Annotated in this window: 15 protein-coding genes; 10 read left to right on the top strand and 5 right to left on the bottom strand. The window is 71.2% G+C overall.

Translation table 11 applies throughout. From position 1 onward, the window contains the following. Positions 1-21 precede the first annotated feature (21 nt). Entirely contained in the window at positions 22-768 is a 747-nt protein-coding gene (locus tag OG587_RS25735; protein ID WP_329079586.1) for a pirin family protein, read from the top strand. A gap of 71 nt (positions 769-839) precedes the next feature. Here OG587_RS25735 and OG587_RS25730 read toward each other — a convergent pair whose 3' ends face one another. Further along, entirely contained in the window at positions 840-1,805 is a 966-nt protein-coding gene (locus OG587_RS25730) for a GntR family transcriptional regulator (RefSeq protein WP_329079585.1), read from the bottom strand. Between the two features lie 381 nt (positions 1,806-2,186). Between OG587_RS25730 and OG587_RS25725 the strand changes: the two genes are divergently transcribed. Then, on the top strand, positions 2,187-2,465 hold the full coding sequence (locus OG587_RS25725; RefSeq protein WP_329079583.1) for a hypothetical protein: 279 nt from the start codon (positions 2,187-2,189) through the stop codon (positions 2,463-2,465). 184 nt (positions 2,466-2,649) lie between these two features. Here OG587_RS25725 and OG587_RS25720 read toward each other — a convergent pair whose 3' ends face one another. Next, the gene (locus OG587_RS25720) at positions 2,650-5,310 is read right to left on the bottom strand and encodes a helix-turn-helix transcriptional regulator (protein ID WP_329079581.1); all 2,661 of its coding nucleotides are present in this window, start codon (positions 5,308-5,310) and stop codon (positions 2,650-2,652) included. A 99-nt stretch (positions 5,311-5,409) separates the two neighbouring features. Here OG587_RS25720 and OG587_RS25715 point away from each other — a divergent pair, with 99 nt between their 5' ends. The 6 genes from OG587_RS25715 (at position 5,410) to OG587_RS25690 (ending at position 11,361) form a co-directional block, all read left to right on the top strand. Next, on the top strand, positions 5,410-6,066 hold the full coding sequence (locus tag OG587_RS25715) for a DsbA family oxidoreductase (protein WP_329079579.1): 657 nt from the start codon (positions 5,410-5,412) through the stop codon (positions 6,064-6,066). After that, the gene (locus OG587_RS25710; protein WP_329079578.1) at positions 6,063-7,583 is read left to right on the top strand and encodes an MFS transporter; all 1,521 of its coding nucleotides are present in this window, start codon (positions 6,063-6,065) and stop codon (positions 7,581-7,583) included. Before OG587_RS25715 ends, OG587_RS25710 begins: the two co-directional genes overlap by 4 nt. Before the next feature lie 19 nt (positions 7,584-7,602). Next, on the top strand, positions 7,603-8,229 hold the full coding sequence (locus tag OG587_RS25705; RefSeq protein WP_329079576.1) for a DsbA family oxidoreductase: 627 nt from the start codon (positions 7,603-7,605) through the stop codon (positions 8,227-8,229). Between the two features lie 129 nt (positions 8,230-8,358). Further along, positions 8,359-9,615, top strand: coding sequence for an MFS transporter (locus OG587_RS25700; protein ID WP_329079575.1), 1,257 nt, complete (start codon positions 8,359-8,361; stop codon positions 9,613-9,615). Between the two features lie 334 nt (positions 9,616-9,949). Next, positions 9,950-10,600: a nucleotidyltransferase domain-containing protein gene (locus OG587_RS25695; RefSeq protein WP_329079573.1), complete on the top strand. Its 651-nt coding sequence runs from the start codon at positions 9,950-9,952 to the stop codon at positions 10,598-10,600. Further along, positions 10,597-11,361 carry a nucleotidyltransferase domain-containing protein gene (locus tag OG587_RS25690; protein WP_329079571.1) on the top strand — a complete coding sequence of 255 codons (765 nt, stop codon included), beginning with the start codon at positions 10,597-10,599 and terminating at the stop codon, positions 11,359-11,361. Before OG587_RS25695 ends, OG587_RS25690 begins: the two co-directional genes overlap by 4 nt. 27 nt (positions 11,362-11,388) lie before the next feature. On the opposite strand, the gene OG587_RS25685 is transcribed toward OG587_RS25690, so the two are convergent. The 3 genes from OG587_RS25685 to OG587_RS25675 form a co-directional block, all read right to left on the bottom strand. After that, a complete protein-coding gene (locus OG587_RS25685; RefSeq protein ID WP_329079568.1) occupies positions 11,389-12,582 on the bottom strand; it encodes an MBL fold metallo-hydrolase in 1,194 nt (397 codons plus the stop codon). Positions 12,583-12,845: 263 nt separating this feature from the next. Further along, a complete protein-coding gene (locus OG587_RS25680) occupies positions 12,846-13,148 on the bottom strand; it encodes a thiamine-binding protein (RefSeq protein WP_443075229.1) in 303 nt (100 codons plus the stop codon). Positions 13,149-13,420: 272 nt separating this feature from the next. Continuing rightward, on the bottom strand, positions 13,421-14,191 hold the full coding sequence (locus tag OG587_RS25675) for an MOSC domain-containing protein (RefSeq protein WP_329079566.1): 771 nt from the start codon (positions 14,189-14,191) through the stop codon (positions 13,421-13,423). A gap of 26 nt (positions 14,192-14,217) precedes the next feature. Between OG587_RS25675 and nfi the strand changes: the two genes are divergently transcribed. Together nfi and OG587_RS25665 are read left to right on the top strand one after the other, a co-directional pair. Then, on the top strand, positions 14,218-14,922 hold the full coding sequence (gene nfi / locus OG587_RS25670) for a deoxyribonuclease V (RefSeq protein WP_329079564.1): 705 nt from the start codon (positions 14,218-14,220) through the stop codon (positions 14,920-14,922). 2 nt (positions 14,923-14,924) lie between these two features. Further along, the gene (locus OG587_RS25665; RefSeq protein WP_329079562.1) at positions 14,925-15,890 is read left to right on the top strand and encodes an ankyrin repeat domain-containing protein; all 966 of its coding nucleotides are present in this window, start codon (positions 14,925-14,927) and stop codon (positions 15,888-15,890) included. Positions 15,891-15,923 lie beyond the last annotated feature (33 nt).

Here is a 15,923-nt window from a genome sequence, read left to right as displayed (position 1 = left end):
GAGACGAGAGGACCACCAGACATGAGCATCGACATCCGCAGGTCCGGCGAGCGTCCCGCCACCAGGATCCAGTGGCTGGACTCGAAGCACTCCTTCTCCTTCGGCCGCCATCAGGATCCGGCCAACACCCACCACGGCGTACTGCTCGTCAACAACGACGACATCGTCAAGCCCGGCACCGGCTTCGACACCCACCCCCACCGGGACATGGAGATCGTCACCTGGGTGCTGCGCGGATCCCTCGTCCACCAGGACTCCGAGGGGCACTCCGGGGTGATCTATCCGGGACTGGCCCAGCGGATGAGCGCGGGGACGGGCATCCTCCACTCGGAGAAGAACGACTCGTGGCGGCTCCAGGGGGAGCAGCACACCGACCCGGTGCACTTCGTCCAGATGTGGGTGGTTCCCGACGAGGGTGGACTCACCCCCGGGTACGAACAGCTGGAGATCGACTCCGAGCTGCTCGGCGGCGCCCTGGTCCCGGTCGCCTCCGGCATGGCCAGGGACGAGGGCCGCAGCGCCATCCGGATCAACAACAGGTACGCCGCGCTGCACGTGGCCAGGCTCCAGCCGGGCCAGAGCGTGGAGCTGCCCGAGGCCCCGTTCCTGCACCTGTTCGTCCCCCGCGGCACCGTCGACCTGGAGGGGGCCGGGCACCTCGCCGAGGGCGACGCCGTCCGCCTCACCGCCACCGGCGGCCAGCGCGTCACCGCGACCGACCCGGCCGAGATCCTCCTCTGGGAGATGCACGCGGCCCTCGCCGCCTGACACGGCCCGGCAGGCCGCGCGGATGGAAACCAAGAACGACGGTCGTGCTCAACGCCGGGAAACGGCGGCCTTCACGACCGCGTTCGGGATTCTCTCTCCAGCATGGCGGCGAAACCGTCGAGGTGGCGTGCGAGGCCGTACTCGAACAGTCCGTCCAGGTCCGACACCGTTTCCTCGGGAATCTCGGCCAGGAGGGGAAAACCTCCGCGGCCGAGGAGTTCGTCCGCCCGGCCCTGCTGTGCGAGCCGCCACCGGGTGAGCGTCACTCCGGTCTCATGCTCCGCTTCGACTTCGTCGGCCATGGACAGGGCGGTGGTGACGACCAGCGCGTGGAGCGTGAGCGCCTCACGGATTCGTGTCGTCATGGGCAGCCCGAGCCCGTCGAGCGCGCGCAGGGTCCACTCGGTGTGAGCCATCATGTTGGGCACGAGCAACGGGCGCGTGAAGGAGACGGCCCTGGGCATCCAGAGATGCCGGCGCCCCAGCTCCCACTGTCGGCGGGAGACCAGTTCGAGTTTGGCTCGCCACCCCTCCGGCCCGGGGGTGGGCAGCTCCGATTCGGCGAAGACCTCGTCGACCATCTGCGTCACCAGTTCGTCCTTGCTCGCCACGTGCCGGTACAGCGACATCGCACCGACGTCGAGTTCCGTCGCCAATCGCCGCATGGACAAGGCGTCGAGTCCTTCAAGGTCGGCGATCGAGATGGCGGTTCGGAGCACATGCCCGCGGTTCAGTGCCTGCTTGGGGATGTCGGCTCGCCGCGGGCCTGGCGGCGCGGTCGGGCCGACCGGCTGCTCCCGGACCGCACGGACGCTGACCACCGTGCCGGCGCCGACCTTCGTTTCGACCAGCCCTTCGTCGCGGAGAGCGGCCATCACCTTCGTGGCGGTCGCGACCGCCACGCCCCTTCGCTGGGCGATCTGCCGGATCGAGGGCATTCGATCGCCTGGCCGCAGGTCGCCGGTCAGAATCCGGGAACGGAACTCCGCGACGATCCGTCGGTAGGGCGGATCCGGACGTTGCGTTGACGACGGCATGGGACCTCAATTCGTAGGGGTGTCGCGCATTGCGACGAGTGTACTAGTCCAATTTTTGAAGTACTAGTTCACTTTCTGAGCTCTTCAAAGCAAAATACGTAGGCATTTTGCGTAGTTCAGGTACGACGTACGCATGACGCTATATACATCGTACGCATCTGTGTGGCACGCGGATGACGCAGAAGGGCACGCGGTGCTGGACGTCCTCGCCGAAGCGTTTTCGAGCGATTCCGCTGGCCCGTCGGCTCGTCCCCTCGCCGTGGCCGGCGCCGACCACAGGACGGGCGCCCGAGGCGGTCCCAAGCTCCCTGGCGCGCCGGCTCCTTCCTGGCGACACGGCGCACCCTCGCGGCCCGGGTCGGCTGGCTGCGCGGCGAACGCGTGCGCACCCGGCTGACCGGGGTCGTCATCCTGGGCTACACCGCGCTGTTCGCCATCACGACGTGGCAGGCGATGCGCGGCCAGTCGCTGGTCCACCCCGACGCGGCCACGTGGACCGCACTCGCCGTAACGGTCGTCGTGACCGCACTGGCGGCGGCCCTGGCCGTCTCGGCCGCCCGCCGCAGCGAGATGGCGACCGGCGGCGACGGGCACTCGCCCGGCGCACCGCCTCGCGAACCCGTCGAGTCCTTGAGCCGAGACCACACCGCGGCTCGATGAGGACGAGGACTCGCGCCGCGTGGACGTCGAACGGGGTGTCGGGTCGGCGTCAGCCGCTTCGACACCTGTTCGGAGTCGCCGACGCGGCCGTCCCTCGGCCGAGCGGCACATCGACCCCGGCCGGTCGATCACCATCGGGCGGCCCCGGCCTGCTCACCTACAGGATCGACGGCCCCGCACGCGGCTATCCGACCAGGTCGAGCCTGGCCAGCTCGCCCCTGGAGGCCACACCCAGCTTGGGATAGGCGTTGTAGAGGTGATAGCCGACGGTCCTGGGGCTGAGGAACAGCTGGGCGCCGATGTCCTTGTTGCTGAGGCCCGTGGCGGCCAGCCGTACCACCTGAAGTTCCTGCGGTGTGAGACGGCCCAGCAGGTCCGGTTCGTGATGGGAGGCCGTACGGCTCTCGCCCGTCGCACGCAGTTCGCTGTCGGCCCGGTCCGCCCAGGGGGTGGCGCCGAGCCGCCGGAAGGCCTCCACGGCGGAACGGAGGTGGGGGCGGGCGTCGACGCGGCGGTGCGCGCGGCGCAGCCACTCGCCGTAGTGAAGCTGGGTGCGGGCGTGCTCGAACGGGGCGGAACCGAGCCGCAGGGCGTGCCGGTAGTGGGGCTCCGCCCTCCGATCATCGGCCATGAGCGCACGGCAGCGTGACACGATCGCGTCGATCGCGGGCCGCCTGATGTGGTCGGCCCATGTCACGTAGCGGGTGAACGCCTTGTCCGCCGTCTCGCGCCGGCCCGCGCGAACCGCGACCTCCACGTGGTCGGCGAGCCACGAACCCGGGAGCTCGTGTTCGACGGAGTGGTCGGCGAGCCGGTCGGCGGCCGTGTCGTACCTGCCGAGGCCGAGCTCCAACATGATCGTATTTCGCGCGGCCTCGCGCCTGAGGTCCGGGAGGTCCACCGTGTCCATGATCGCTGCTAGCTCGGCATGCCGTTCCCTCTCTCCGGCGATCGCCGCCAGGTGTGCCAGCACCGCCGCCAGGTGCGCCCGGATTCTGGGCTGGCCGGTGTCCTCGGCGACGCGCATGCCCTCCAGGCCGCCGGCGCGTGCCTCATGATGCCTGCCGAGGTTCAACTGGCTGCTCGCCAGTGCCAGCAGAGCGTGCGGCAGGACGCCGATCGCTCCTTGGGTACGGCACTTCTGCTCGACGGTGAAGGCGCGGCGCAAGGCGCGCTGGTCATCGCGCAGGAAGGAGGTCAGGCACGCCGCCCACACGGCGGCTCGAAGCGAGCTCTCCGGTTCCTCCTCGTCTTCCTCCTCGTCGAGCTCACGCACGGCGGCCGACCATTGCGTCACGTCCGTCGAGGCCAGATGGGCCGTCGCCCGTGCGCGCCGTGCCACGGGAAGTGTCCTGGCCTGGTCGGCCGCCTTCTCGGCCGCCGCCGGATCACCGGCGACCCAGGCCGACCCCGCGGCTTGGACCAGCATGCGCCCGGCGGTGTCGGGGGCCACCTCAACGAGCGACCGCGCGGCGTCGGACAGGATCGAGTGCGCCCTGTGCAGGTCTCCCTGAAGGTCGGCGACCATGGCCCGGACCTCGGCCATGCGGCCCAGCGAGACCGGTTCGGTGAGATGGAGGCTCGCCCGTTCCGCCAGCGAACCCGCGTGCCCCACCTGCCCGGCCTCCAGGGCCGCCCACGCCGCCGCCGACAGTCTGCGGCCCCGGTCTCGGGGGTCGGGGCTGAGGGCGGCGGCGCGCTCGTAGGCCCTGGCCAGCGTGGCGTGGCTGCCGCGTTCCTGCGCCCGTTGGGCGCTTCTCTCCAGCGATGCGGCGACGTACTCGTCGGGCTCGGTCGTCGCCGCGGCCAGGTGCCAGGCCGCGCGATCGTCATGCAGGCTCGCGGCGAGAGCGCGGTGTGCGGCGATTCGCCGCGAGACCGGGGCGCTGTGGTAGACGGCGGAGCGGAGCAGTGGGTGGCGGAAGGCCAGCCGGTCCTCGCGCAGGTGGACGAAGCTGTGGCGCTCGGCCGGCTCAAGGTCGGCGACGGTCGCACCGAGGTGGGCCGCCGCCTTGAACACCGTGGCCGGATCGCCGCTGTCATCGGCCGCGATCACCAGCAGGAGGGTCCTGGTCTGTTCCGGCAGGCGGCCGATCCGGTCGGCGAAGGCCTGCTCGATCTTGCTGGTCGTCGAGATCGCCGGGTACGGCGAGTCCGACCGGCCCTGGCGTTGCGCGGTGGTGAGTTCGAGCAGGGCCAGCGGATTGCCCTCGGCCTCGCGCAGAACATGGGCGCGCCGGTGATGGTCGAGGTCCGCGGCGTACAGGGCGAGCAGGTCCGCCGAGGCCGCACCGTCCAGTCGAGACGGTCGCAGCTCCGCCAGGCCGGGCGCGGGGAATTCGGGGGCGTGCAGGTCCCGCGCGGCGAAGACGATCGCCACCCGCTCGGTCTCAAGGCGGCGGGCGGCGAACAGCAGGGCCTCCGCCGAGGACTGGTCCAGCCAGTGGGCGTCGTCGATCAGGCACAACAGGGGTCGCTCCTCCGCCAGGTCCGCGAGCAGGGTGAGCACGGCCAGACCGACCAGGAAGCGATCACCTCCGGCGGCCGATCCCAGCCCGAGGGCCGCCCGCAATGCCTGCGCCTGCGCTGCCGGGAGGCAGTCGAGGCGGCCGGTGAGCCTGCGCAGGAGCTGGTGCAGGCCGGCGAAGGGCAGTGTGCTCTCGAACTCGACCCCGGCGCAGCGCATCACCCGCATGTCGGCGGCCGCCGCGGCGGCATGGTCCAGCAGCGCCGACTTGCCGATCCCCGCTTCACCTCGGATCACCAGCACGCCGCTACGGCTGGAACGGGCATCGGCGAGCACCTGGTCGATCGTGGCCTTTTCCGCGCTCCGCCCCATCAGCATGCCCGAAATCCTACTGCTCGGGCATCTGCCGACCGGGTCGGCGGAACCCAGTCAATCGACAGAGGCCCCGGTCATGGGACCGCTCCTAGCGTTGCTGCCATGGACCCCAAGGTCAATGTGCAGATGGTCTTCGACATCCCGTGCGTGTGGTCGTACTTCACCTACGCCCGCCTCCAGCGGGCCCTGGCCCACTTCCGTTCCGGTGGCGGCCGGGCGGAGCTGACCTTCCGTCCGTACCAGCTGGTTCCGGACGCGACAGTCGAAGGCCGGCTTAATGTTGACGTGCTCCGGCACGCGTTCGGCGACGACGCCGAGCACTCCATCGGCCGGATCGCCGCCCTCGCCTCGGACGAAGGGCTCACCTTCCACCCCGAACGGGCGGTCCACTCCAATACCTTCCACGCGCACCGGCTCATCGCGGTGGCGAGCGCACAGGGCTGCGGCGAGGACATGGCCGAGCGGCTGTTCCGCGCACACCACACCGACCAGCTCAACCTCGCCGACCTCGACACGCTGAAGACGCTCGCCGCCGAGATCGGCGTCGGCTGGAGCGACGAAGGCATCGCGCGGACCCGCGAGGCGCTCGAGTCGACCCGGCGCCTCGGCGTTCACGGCATCCCGATCCTCCAGTTCGAGGACCGGCCCGCGCTGACCGGCACTCCATCCGAAGACTCCCTGCTGGCGGCGCTGCACTCGGCCGTCGGCAGGCGCCGAGTGGCACCCCGATTCACCACCACAGACAGGAGACCCTCATGACCACGATCGCCACACCCCGAGCGGGCAGGAAGGAGTGGATCGGCCTGGCGGTGCTGGCCATGCCGACCCTGCTCGTCGCGATGGACATGACCGTGTTGCACCTGGCGGTTCCATCCCTGAGCGCCGACCTGCAGCCGAGCACCGCGCAACTGCTGTGGATCATGGACATCTACGGATTCCTGGTCGCGGGCCTGCTCATCACCATGGGGACACTCGGCGACCGCATCGGACGGCGAAAGCTCCTGCTGGCAGGCGCCGCCGCCTTCGGCGTGGCCTCGGTGGCGGCCGCCCTGTCCAGCAGTGCCGAGATGTTGATCGCGACCCGGGCGCTGCTCGGAATCGCCGGCGCGACGTTGATGCCCTCCACGCTTTCCCTGATCCGCAACATGTTCCACGACGCGTCGCAGCGCACGGTCGCCATCAGCGTCTGGATGACCGCCTTCGCGGTCGGCGGCGCGCTGGGCCCCCTGCTCGGCGGATTCCTGCTCGACCACTTCTGGTGGGGGTCGGCGTTCCTGGTCGGCGTCCCGGTCATGGCGATCCTGCTCGTGCTCGGCCCGGTGCTGCTGCCCGAGCACCGCGACCGCGAGGCGGGCCGGATGGACCTGGCGAGCGTCGCACTGTCACTGGTGGCCGTGCTCTCGATGGTCTACGGACTCAAACTGACGGCCGAGCACGGCTTCGGCTGGTCACCCGTCGCGTTCGTGGTGTCGGGACTGGTCGCCGGGTTCGTCTTCATCCGCCGCCAGGGCAGGCTCGCCGACCCGCTGCTCGACCTCAGGCTGTTCCGCGATCGCACCTTCAGCGCCTCCGCCGCCCTGCTCACCATCGGCATTCTCGTGATGGCCGGCTCTCAGCTGTTCACGTTGCAGTACCTCCAGCTCGTGAACGGGCTCTCCCCGCTGCAGGCCGGTCTCTGGTCGCTGCCCAACGCGGCCGGTCTGATGGTCGGCGCCATGACCGCTCCGGCTCTGGCGGCCAAGCTGCGCCCCGGCTTCGTCATCGCGGCGGGCCTGCTCCTGGCAGCCGCCGGTCTCGGGATGCTCCTGCTGGTCAGCTCGACCGCCGGGTTGGGAATCCTGGTCGCGGCATCCGCGGTGATGGGCCTGGGACTGGGGCCGATGGCGGCCCTGGGCACCGACCTGATCGTCGGGGCGGCCCCGCCGGAGCGCGCCGGCGCGGCGTCCGCGATCTCGGAGACGAGCACCGAACTCGGGGCCGGACTGGGCATCGCGGTGCTGGGCAGCATCGGCTTCGCCGTCTACCGCGGCCGGATCGCCGACACCATGCCGATCGGCGTGGACGACGAGGCCGCGCGCGAATCGCTCGGCGGCGCGGTGGCGGTGGCCGGAGAACTCTCCGGAGAGGCGGGGGCGGCACTGCTCACTGTCGCCCGTGAGGCCTTCGTCCAAGGACTGCACACGACAGCCGTCGTCGGAGCCGCCGTCGCCGTCGCGCTCGCGGTCCTGGCGGCGACCCTGCTGCGGAACGTCCAGCCCGGATCCGGCGAGCACTGAGAGAACGGAGATTCCCCACATGGAACGAACCGAGACCAAGAGCGTCAAGGTCGAGATCGTCCTCGACGTCATCTGCGCGGCTTCCTACATCGCGTTCGTACGGCTGAGGCGAGCGATCGAGAGGACACGGGCCGACGGCGCAAGGGTCGAGGTGGCCGTCAAACCCTTCCGGCTCGCCCCCGACGCGGGCTTCGACGGGAAACCACTGCTGGACGTGCTGACCGCCAAATTCGGGGAGCACGTGGTGGCGGAGACACGACAGGCGACGGCGGACGCGGTGCGAGACGGTGTGATTCTGGCCTACGAACGGGCGGTGGCCGCGGACACCTTCGAGGCACACCGCCTCATCGCCTCGGCCGCGGCCCGCGGCCTGGCCGAGCCCATGGTCGAGCGGCTGTTCAGAGCACATTTCACCGACGGACTGAACATCGCCGATCTCGGCACCCTGGAGCGGCTGGCCGCCGAGATCGGGGTCGATCGGAACGACGCGGCAGCGGACGGGGTGCGCGCCGAGCTCGTCGGCGTTCACGAACGGGGCATCCGTTCCGTACCGCGGATCTCCTTCGGCGAAGGTCCCGCGATGGTCGGAGCACGGCCCGAGAAGACGTACCTTCAGGCCTTGCGAACCGCCGGCGCCGGAGGCTGAACCTGCGGCCCGTGAGCCCGGGCAACTGGGCTCACGGGCTGGATGATCACGTGGTTGCCCTCTTCACGCCACCTCAAGGATCAAGATCGCGAAGTGTCGGGGAAGTACCAAACGACGGGAACGCAGAGGATGGCGGGACTCGGCAGAGGTTTCAACACGTTGTGGGCGGCCACCATCGTCTCCAACATCGGCGACGGCATAGCGGCGGCCGCCGCGCCGTTGCTCGTCGCCTCCGTCACCGATGATCCGGTGCTGGTCGGCCTGGCCGTGTTCGTCCAGCAGTTGCCCTGGGTGTTGTTCTCGCTGGTCAGCGGCGTCTTCGTGGACCGCCTAGATCGCCGTTGGCTGATCGTGGTGGTCAACGTGCTCCGCGGCCTGGTCGTGGGCGTGCTGGCGCTGGCGGTGTGGCAGGACATGGCGACGATCCCGGTCATCTACGCCGCGGGGTTCCTGCTCGGCACGTGCGAGACCCTCAGCGACAACGCCTCGGGGACGCTGATTCCGATGATCGTGAAGTCGGCGGATCTCCCGCGCGCCAACGCGCGCATGCAGACGGCCTTCTTCGCGGTCAACCAGTTCGCCGCACCGCCGCTGGGCGCCGCCCTGTTCGTGATGGCGACGGCGCTGCCGTTCGGGATCAACGCCGTGACGTTCGTGCTGGCGGCCGTGCTGTTCTCCACCCTGCGCGGGGTACGACGAGCCACTCCGGCCGAGCGGCGATCGGTACGCGCCGACATCGGCGAGGGCCTGCGCTGGCTGTGGAACCACTCCACGCTCCGGATGCTCACAGTCGTGTTGTTCCTGATGAACATCACATACATGGCGGGCTTCTCGATCCTCGTGCTCTACAGCCGAGACCGGCTCGGGCTCAACGAATACGGCTACGGCCTCCTCATCACGGCGTACGCGGTCGGCGCACTGACCGGTGCGATGATCGCCCCTCGCCTCCAGAGGCGGTTCTCCGACTCGCTGCTGCTGCGGGCCGGCCTGGTCGTCGAGACGTTGACGCACGTCGGGCTGGCACTCGCCGGCACGGTGTGGGTCGCCGGGCCGGTCCTGATCGTCTTCGGCGTCCACTGCTCGATCCTGGGCGCGGTCAGCGTCACGCTGCGCCAGCGGACCGTACCCGACCAGCTGCGAGGCCGCGTCCAGAGCGTGTACATGATGTTCGCCGTCGGCGGCTTCGCGCTGGGCTCCCTGGTCGGCGGGCTCATCGCCCGATGGATCGGCATCACCGGGCCCTTCTGGGTGTCAGCGGTGGTGATGGCCGTGCTCATGGGCGTGGCCTGGCGCCCCTTCGGCCAGCTGCTCTTCTCCTCCGGCGCGGACAGGGGGGAGGACGGCCATGACGGCAGGCGCGACAGCCAGGCACCCGTGGCTCGGTGAAGCCCATGGCCTTCGTGTCGGCCTTACGCCGATCCAGGGGGAGCAGCACACCGCCCCGGTGCACTTCGTCCAGATGTGGGTGGACTCACCCCCGGGTACGAACAGCTGGAGATCGACTCCGAGCTGCTCGGCGGCGCCCTGATCCCGGTCGCCTCCGGCATGGCCAGGGACGAGGGCCGCAGCGCCATCCGGATCGACAACAGGTACGCCGCGCCGCACGTGGCCAGGCTCCAGCCGGGCCAGAGCGTGGAGCTGCCCGAGGCCCCGTTCCCGCAGGGGCCTCCCGCGCGAAAACCCGTACCCGCGCCGGGAGCGGGCCTGGCAGGCTATGCGGATGGATGTACGGTACGTCCCGGATCACTCGGTGCTGTCGGTGGTGGTCGGTTCGCGGGCATATGGGCTGGATACCGAGGAGTCGGACGTCGACCGGCGCGGGGTCTTCGTGGCGCCGACCCGGCTGTTCTGGCGGCTGGCCAAGCCGCCCACGCACGTCGACGGGCCACTGCCCGAGCAGTTCTCGTGGGAGGTCGAGCGGTTCTGCGGTCTCGCGCTGGAGGCCAACCCGACGGTCCTGGAGTGCCTGTGGTCGCCGATCGTCGAGCACACCACCGCGGCGGGCGAGGAACTGCTCGCCATCCGGGACGCCTTCCTGTCCGAACGCGCCAACCAGACCTTCGTGAGATACGCCGGCGCCCAGTTCCGCCGCCTGGACCCCGCGCGCCCCAAGTGGAAGCAGGCCATGCACATGATCCGCCTGTTGCTCAGCGGCCTGCACCTGTCCCGCCACGGCGAGCCGCTGGTCCGGATGGACGCCCACCGGGACCGGCTGCTCGCCGTACGCCGGGGAGAGCTCCCCTGGGAGGAGGTCGACCGCTGGCGCTCCGAGCTGACGGCGAGGTTCGACGACACCGGCGTGCTGCCCGCCGAGCCCGACCGGCGGCGCGTGGAGGAGTACCTGGCGAGCACGAGGGAGGCGGCGCTGTGACGGTCACCCTGCCCCCCTGGCTGGCCGAGATCCCCGCCGGGCAGACGCACCCCGCCGCCTTCGCCACGGTCAGCGGGGCGCACCTGTACGGCTTTCCCTCGGCCGACTCCGACGTGGACCTGCGCGGCGCGCACCTGCTGCCGCTGGAGGAGGTGGTCGGCCTGCGGACGGGCGAGGAGACCCTCACCCGCTCCTGGGTCCGCGACGGCGTCGAGGTGGACCTGGTCACCCACGACCTGGCCAAGTTCTGCCGCCTGCTGCTGCGCCGCAACGGCTACGTGCTGGAGCAGTTGCTCTCCCCGCTGGTGGTGTCCACCTCGCCGGTCCACCAGGAGATGATCGCCATCGCCCCCGGCTGCGTCACCCGCCACCACGCCCACCACTATCTGGGTTTCGCCCGCACCCAGTGGCGGCTGTTCGAGCGCTCCGGCGAGCTCAAGCCCCTGCTTTACACCTTCCGCGTGCTGCTCACCGGCATCCACCTGATGCGCACCGGGGAGCTGGAGGCCGATCTCACCCGGCTCTCCGGTGGCCCGCCGTATGTCGGTGACCTGGTGGCAGCCAAGCGCTCCGTCGAGTACGGCCCGCTGCCGGCGGGCGCACCCGGCCCGGAGCGGCTGGCGGACGACGTCGCCCGGCTGACCGGGAAACTGGAGGAGGCCCGGGAGTCCTCCCGCCTTCCCGACATCGCGCCGTCGGCGGACGCGGTGCACGATCTCGTCGTCCGTACCCGCCTGTCGGCGAGGACCCCCGGGGCCTGAGGTCCCGGGGCGTCGCGCACCCGCCGGTCAGAGCCTGGGGTCGGAACCCAGGGGTGGGGAGGCCCGCACCGGCGGCGGCACCTGCCGGGGCCGGCGGGAGGTCTCGCCGCCGTGCAGCATCTCCCACCAGCTCTCCAGCATGGGCACGTCGGCGGTGTCGACGCGCTCGCCCGGACGGGGAACGGCGATGCGGACGTCGCGGGCCTTGGCCTCGCGCCACAGGCGGTCGACCGGCTCGGCCCACGGGTGCGTGGCCAGGGCGAAGGTCGCCCAGTGGACCGGGAGGAGCAACCCGCCGCCCAGGTCGAGGTGGGCGTTGACCGCCTCCTCGGGATCCATGTGGATGTCGGGCCAGGCGGCGTTGTAGGCGCCGATCGGCATGAGCGTGAGGTCGAACGGGCCGTGCGCGGCGCCGATCCCCGCGTAGCCGTCGAAGTATCCGGAGTCGCCCGCGTAGAAGACCTTCTTCTCCCCGGCCGCGATCACCCAGGAACCCCACAGGGTGTCGTTGCGGTTGAAGGTGCGGCCGGAGAAGTGGCGGGCGGCGGTGGCGACGAACCGCAGGCCCGCGACGATCGCCTCCTCGTCCCAGTCGAGCTCGATGATCCGCGAGGCGGGCACGCCCCACCGCTCCAGGTGGGCGCCGATGCCCAGCGGCACCAGGAACGGGGCGGCCTGCAGCGCGGTGAGCCCGCGGACCGTCGCGCGGTCGAGGTGGTCGTAGTGGTCGTGCGAGATGACGATCGCGTCGAGCGGAGGAAGACCCGCCAGCGGCCCCGGCACCGGGTGCAGACGCCGCGGGCCGACCAGCTGGGAGGGCGAGGCACGCCTGCTCCACACCGGGTCGACGAGCACGCGGCGGCCCTCGATCTCCAGCAGCGCGGTGGCGTGGCCGTACCAGATGACGCTCAGCCCCGCCGGGGACGGCCCGCCGGCCGGTGAGGTCACCACGGGGATCGGCGCGACCGGGCGGCGCTCCTCGCGGTTGCGGAACATGTTCCAGGCGATCTCCCGCGCGCTCTGCGGGGAGGGCACGAAGCCTCCGGGCGTGGAGTTGTGGAAGACGCCGTCATGGAACCGCGGCGAGCGGCGCATCCGCTCCAGCCGCTCTCCCTCGGCCTTGCCCCCGAGCTCCGCGGGGATGTCCTTCAGCGCCCACCCGGCGGCGGCCAGCGCCAGCCCGCCCGCGAGGAGACGCCCGATCGATCTGCTGCCCGCCATGCGGTTCACGCTCCTGAAGTCGCCCGTGCCTGCAGAACGACCCCGGTCCCGCCGGTGTTCCCGTTACGCTCTGGGCGAGACCGGCTCACCCGGACCACGAGAACACGCGGGGACGAAAGACCCCCTCGGGGCACGAAACACCGCGTGACGCCGACGAGACACCGCAGGCGCGTCTCCCTGCCGCGAAGGACGTCACGGGCCGCCGGGGAACGGGCGCCGGCGGGTGACCGGCGCGCGTCGCGCGTTCCCGGAAGCGAAGGGCGTCACGGGGCGAGGTGCCGCTCGACGGTGGCGACCTTGGTCTCCAGGCGGCCCCCCGACCCCTCGCGGATGTCCGCCTTGAGGACGAGGCTGACCCGCCCGGCGCGGGCCTCGACCGCCGCGACGGCGTCCTTGACGACGGCCATGACCTCGTCCCAGCTCTCGCCCTCGACCGTGGTGAACATGGCGTCGGTCCTGTTGGGCAGGCCGGAGGCGCGGACGACGCGCACCGCCTCGGAGACGAGCTCGCCGACATCCTCCCCCGCTCCGATGGGGGTCACGCTGAACGCCACGAGCACCGACATGTATCGCCCTTTCCCCGAATCCCCGCGCCTCTCCCCACGCACCCTAGTTTCCCGCCGGACCGACGGGCAATCCGGCGGGACGGGGACCGGGGACGCCGTACCGGACGGGACGAGGCGGGTGGGGCGGAGGCAGGCGGGGCGGTGGCGGACAGAACCGTGGTGGACAGAGCAGCGATGAGGGATCAGAGGTGACCGGGAGCGACGGTGACCGGAAGCGGCGGTGGCGCGGTCACCGAGACCGGCACGGAAGCGAGCGGAGCAGCGGTGCGGGATCAGAGGTGGCCGGGGGCGGCGGTGGCGCGGTCACCGAGGCGGACGGTGCCGGGGCGGGTGACCCGCATGATCACGCCGAACTTGTTCTCGTGCTTGCCGATCAGCCATTTCTGCAGGTCAGGCCAGCGCTCACGTCCCTCGGGGTCCCAGCTGGGCACGACGCACCTGATACAGGGTCCCGCATGGTCGCCCGTGACGGTGAGTTCGGCCTCGCCCGCGGTGACCGTGGTGCCGGGTGTCCAGCCCTCCTCGTCGAACGCGGGCATGTCGGTCGCCAGGTGCAGGTTGGGCCGGAACCTGAGCAGGTCCACCGGCCTGCCGAGCTCGTCGCCCAGGGCCGCCAGGGACGCCTCGAAGGTGACCAGCACGGTCGGGCCCCGGTCCTGCTGCCCTTCGGCGGCGCGCAGGCTCAGCGGCCGGCCGAGCGACTCCGCCAGCGCGTCCGCCAGGCCGGGGGCGTCCCACCGCCACGTGGCGCCGTCGGGCCCGGTCAAGGTCGGCGCGTCGCCGTCTCCTCGGGGGCCGCTCCCGTGGGGCCCGCTCTCCGGGGAACCGGGGGAACCGTAGGTGGCGCGCCAGTGCAACATCTCCGCCCGCCGCCGTACGGTCAGCACCGTGCCCGCGTGGTTCTCCCGTTCGTCGACGAGCGAGTAGGCCCGGTCGCCGGCCAGTCCCCGGTCGTCGAGACGCGCCTCCCGGAGCTCCTCGCCCCGCAGCGACTTCACCGGCCACCGAAGAATCCGATGAACAGTACCGAAATATGACGTCATACTATAAAAGTAGCGATCATGGAGTCATGAAGGTACAAATGCCGCGCACTGTCACGGAGGCCAAGGCCATCCAGGACGAGCTCAGGGCACTGCTCGACCTGACCGGTCCCGGACCCCGCCGGCCCGCGAGGATCGCGGGAGTGGACGTCGCCTACGACAGGGACCGGCTGGCGGCGGCGGTGGTCGTCCTGGACGGGACGACGCTGGAGATCGTCGAAGAGGTCGCCGTGGCCGGGAGGGTGACCTTCGACTACGTTCCGGGGCTGCTCGCCTTCCGCGAGGTCCCCGCGCTCCTGGACGCCCTTGAGCGACTGTCCGCACCTCCCGACCTGGTCGTCTGCGACGGATACGGCCTGGCGCACCCGCGCCGCTTCGGCCTGGCCTGCCACCTCGGCGTGCTCACGGGACTGCCCACGATCGGGGTCGGCAAGACCGCCTTCGTCGGCACCTACCCCGAGCCCGCGCCCGAGCGGGGCTCGTGGACCGACCTGACGCTGGACGGCGACGTCGTCGGCCGCGTGCTGCGCACCCGGGACGGGGTGAAACCCGTCTTCGTCTCCACCGGTCACCGCGTCGACCTCGACACCGCCTGCCACAACGTGCTGAACCTGACACCCCGCTACCGCCTCCCCGAAACCACCCGCGCCGCCGACCGCCTCTCGCGACGAACCCTGACCGAGAACTGTCGTACGGACCTGGTTGGATCCGCACAGCACGACAAGATGGGATAAAAGTGGGCGAAGACGAGTGGGCCGAGAACGTCGACGCGTGGCGTGACACCAACCTGGCGCAGATCCGCCAGCGGCTGGCGAACGGGTTCGACCCCGGCCGGCGGCTGCCGTGGCTGCGCACGACCCCCATGCACCAGGCCGCCCAGGAGGGCGCCACCCAGGTGATCGAGCTGCTGCTGGCGTCGGGCGCGGAGGTCGACCCCGTCGACGCCGACGGCGCCACTCCGCTGTGGGAGGCCGTCCGCCACGGCTGGGACGACGCCGTGCGAGTCCTGCTCGCCGCGGGCGCCGACCCCTGGCGGCCGTGCATCGCGGGTCGCTCCCCCGGCGCCCAGGCCCTCTTCACCGAGATGGCCGGCCTGTTCGCCCACCTGCCCGGGGCCCCCAGCGTGAGCCCCAGGTTCCGTGAGCTTCAGGAGACCGTCGACGCGATGATGTTCTCGTACGAGGACTACAACGAGGAACTGTGCGTGGCCTTCGTCGGCGAGGTGCCGGAGGACGAGGTCATCCGGCGCCTGGGCGCCGCGCCGGAGTCGTGCCCGCCACTGGAGACCGGCGAGCTGCGGGGCGCGGAGCGGTCCTCCCCCGTGGAGGTCCTGCGCGTGGCCAGCCCGCCGGGGGGCGGGGTGGCGCTCTTCCAGTCCGGCGGCATCCTGCCGGTGCGCGACGGGGTCGGCCGGGCGGTCACCTCGGGCGGCGGGGTGCTGGCCGGGGCGTTCCCGTCCACCAGCCCGTCGGTCGACATCTGGCGGGACGGGTTTCCCGCGGGGCGGCCCTCGGTCCACGAGCAGCTCTCCGACGACAGCATGTTCGAGCTGTGGATGTGCCGCTTCGGCGACTGCGGCGCCCACCCCTCCACCGCCACCGAGCGCGCCCTGGGCCTGATGACCCTGCTGACCTCCACCTACATCACCGAGGAGTGGCTGTGGAGCGCTCCCATGAGGCTGGTCCCCGTCATGCTGCGGTGACGGGACCCGGGACCGGGACGGGTCCGGAATGGA

Origin of the sequence: Streptosporangium sp. NBC_01469 (assembly GCF_036227305.1) — a bacterium.
GTDB lineage: Bacteria > Actinomycetota > Actinomycetes > Streptosporangiales > Streptosporangiaceae > Streptosporangium.
The sequence above is the reverse complement of the archived record's forward strand: the minus strand, read 5'-3'. Positions and strand labels throughout refer to the sequence as shown.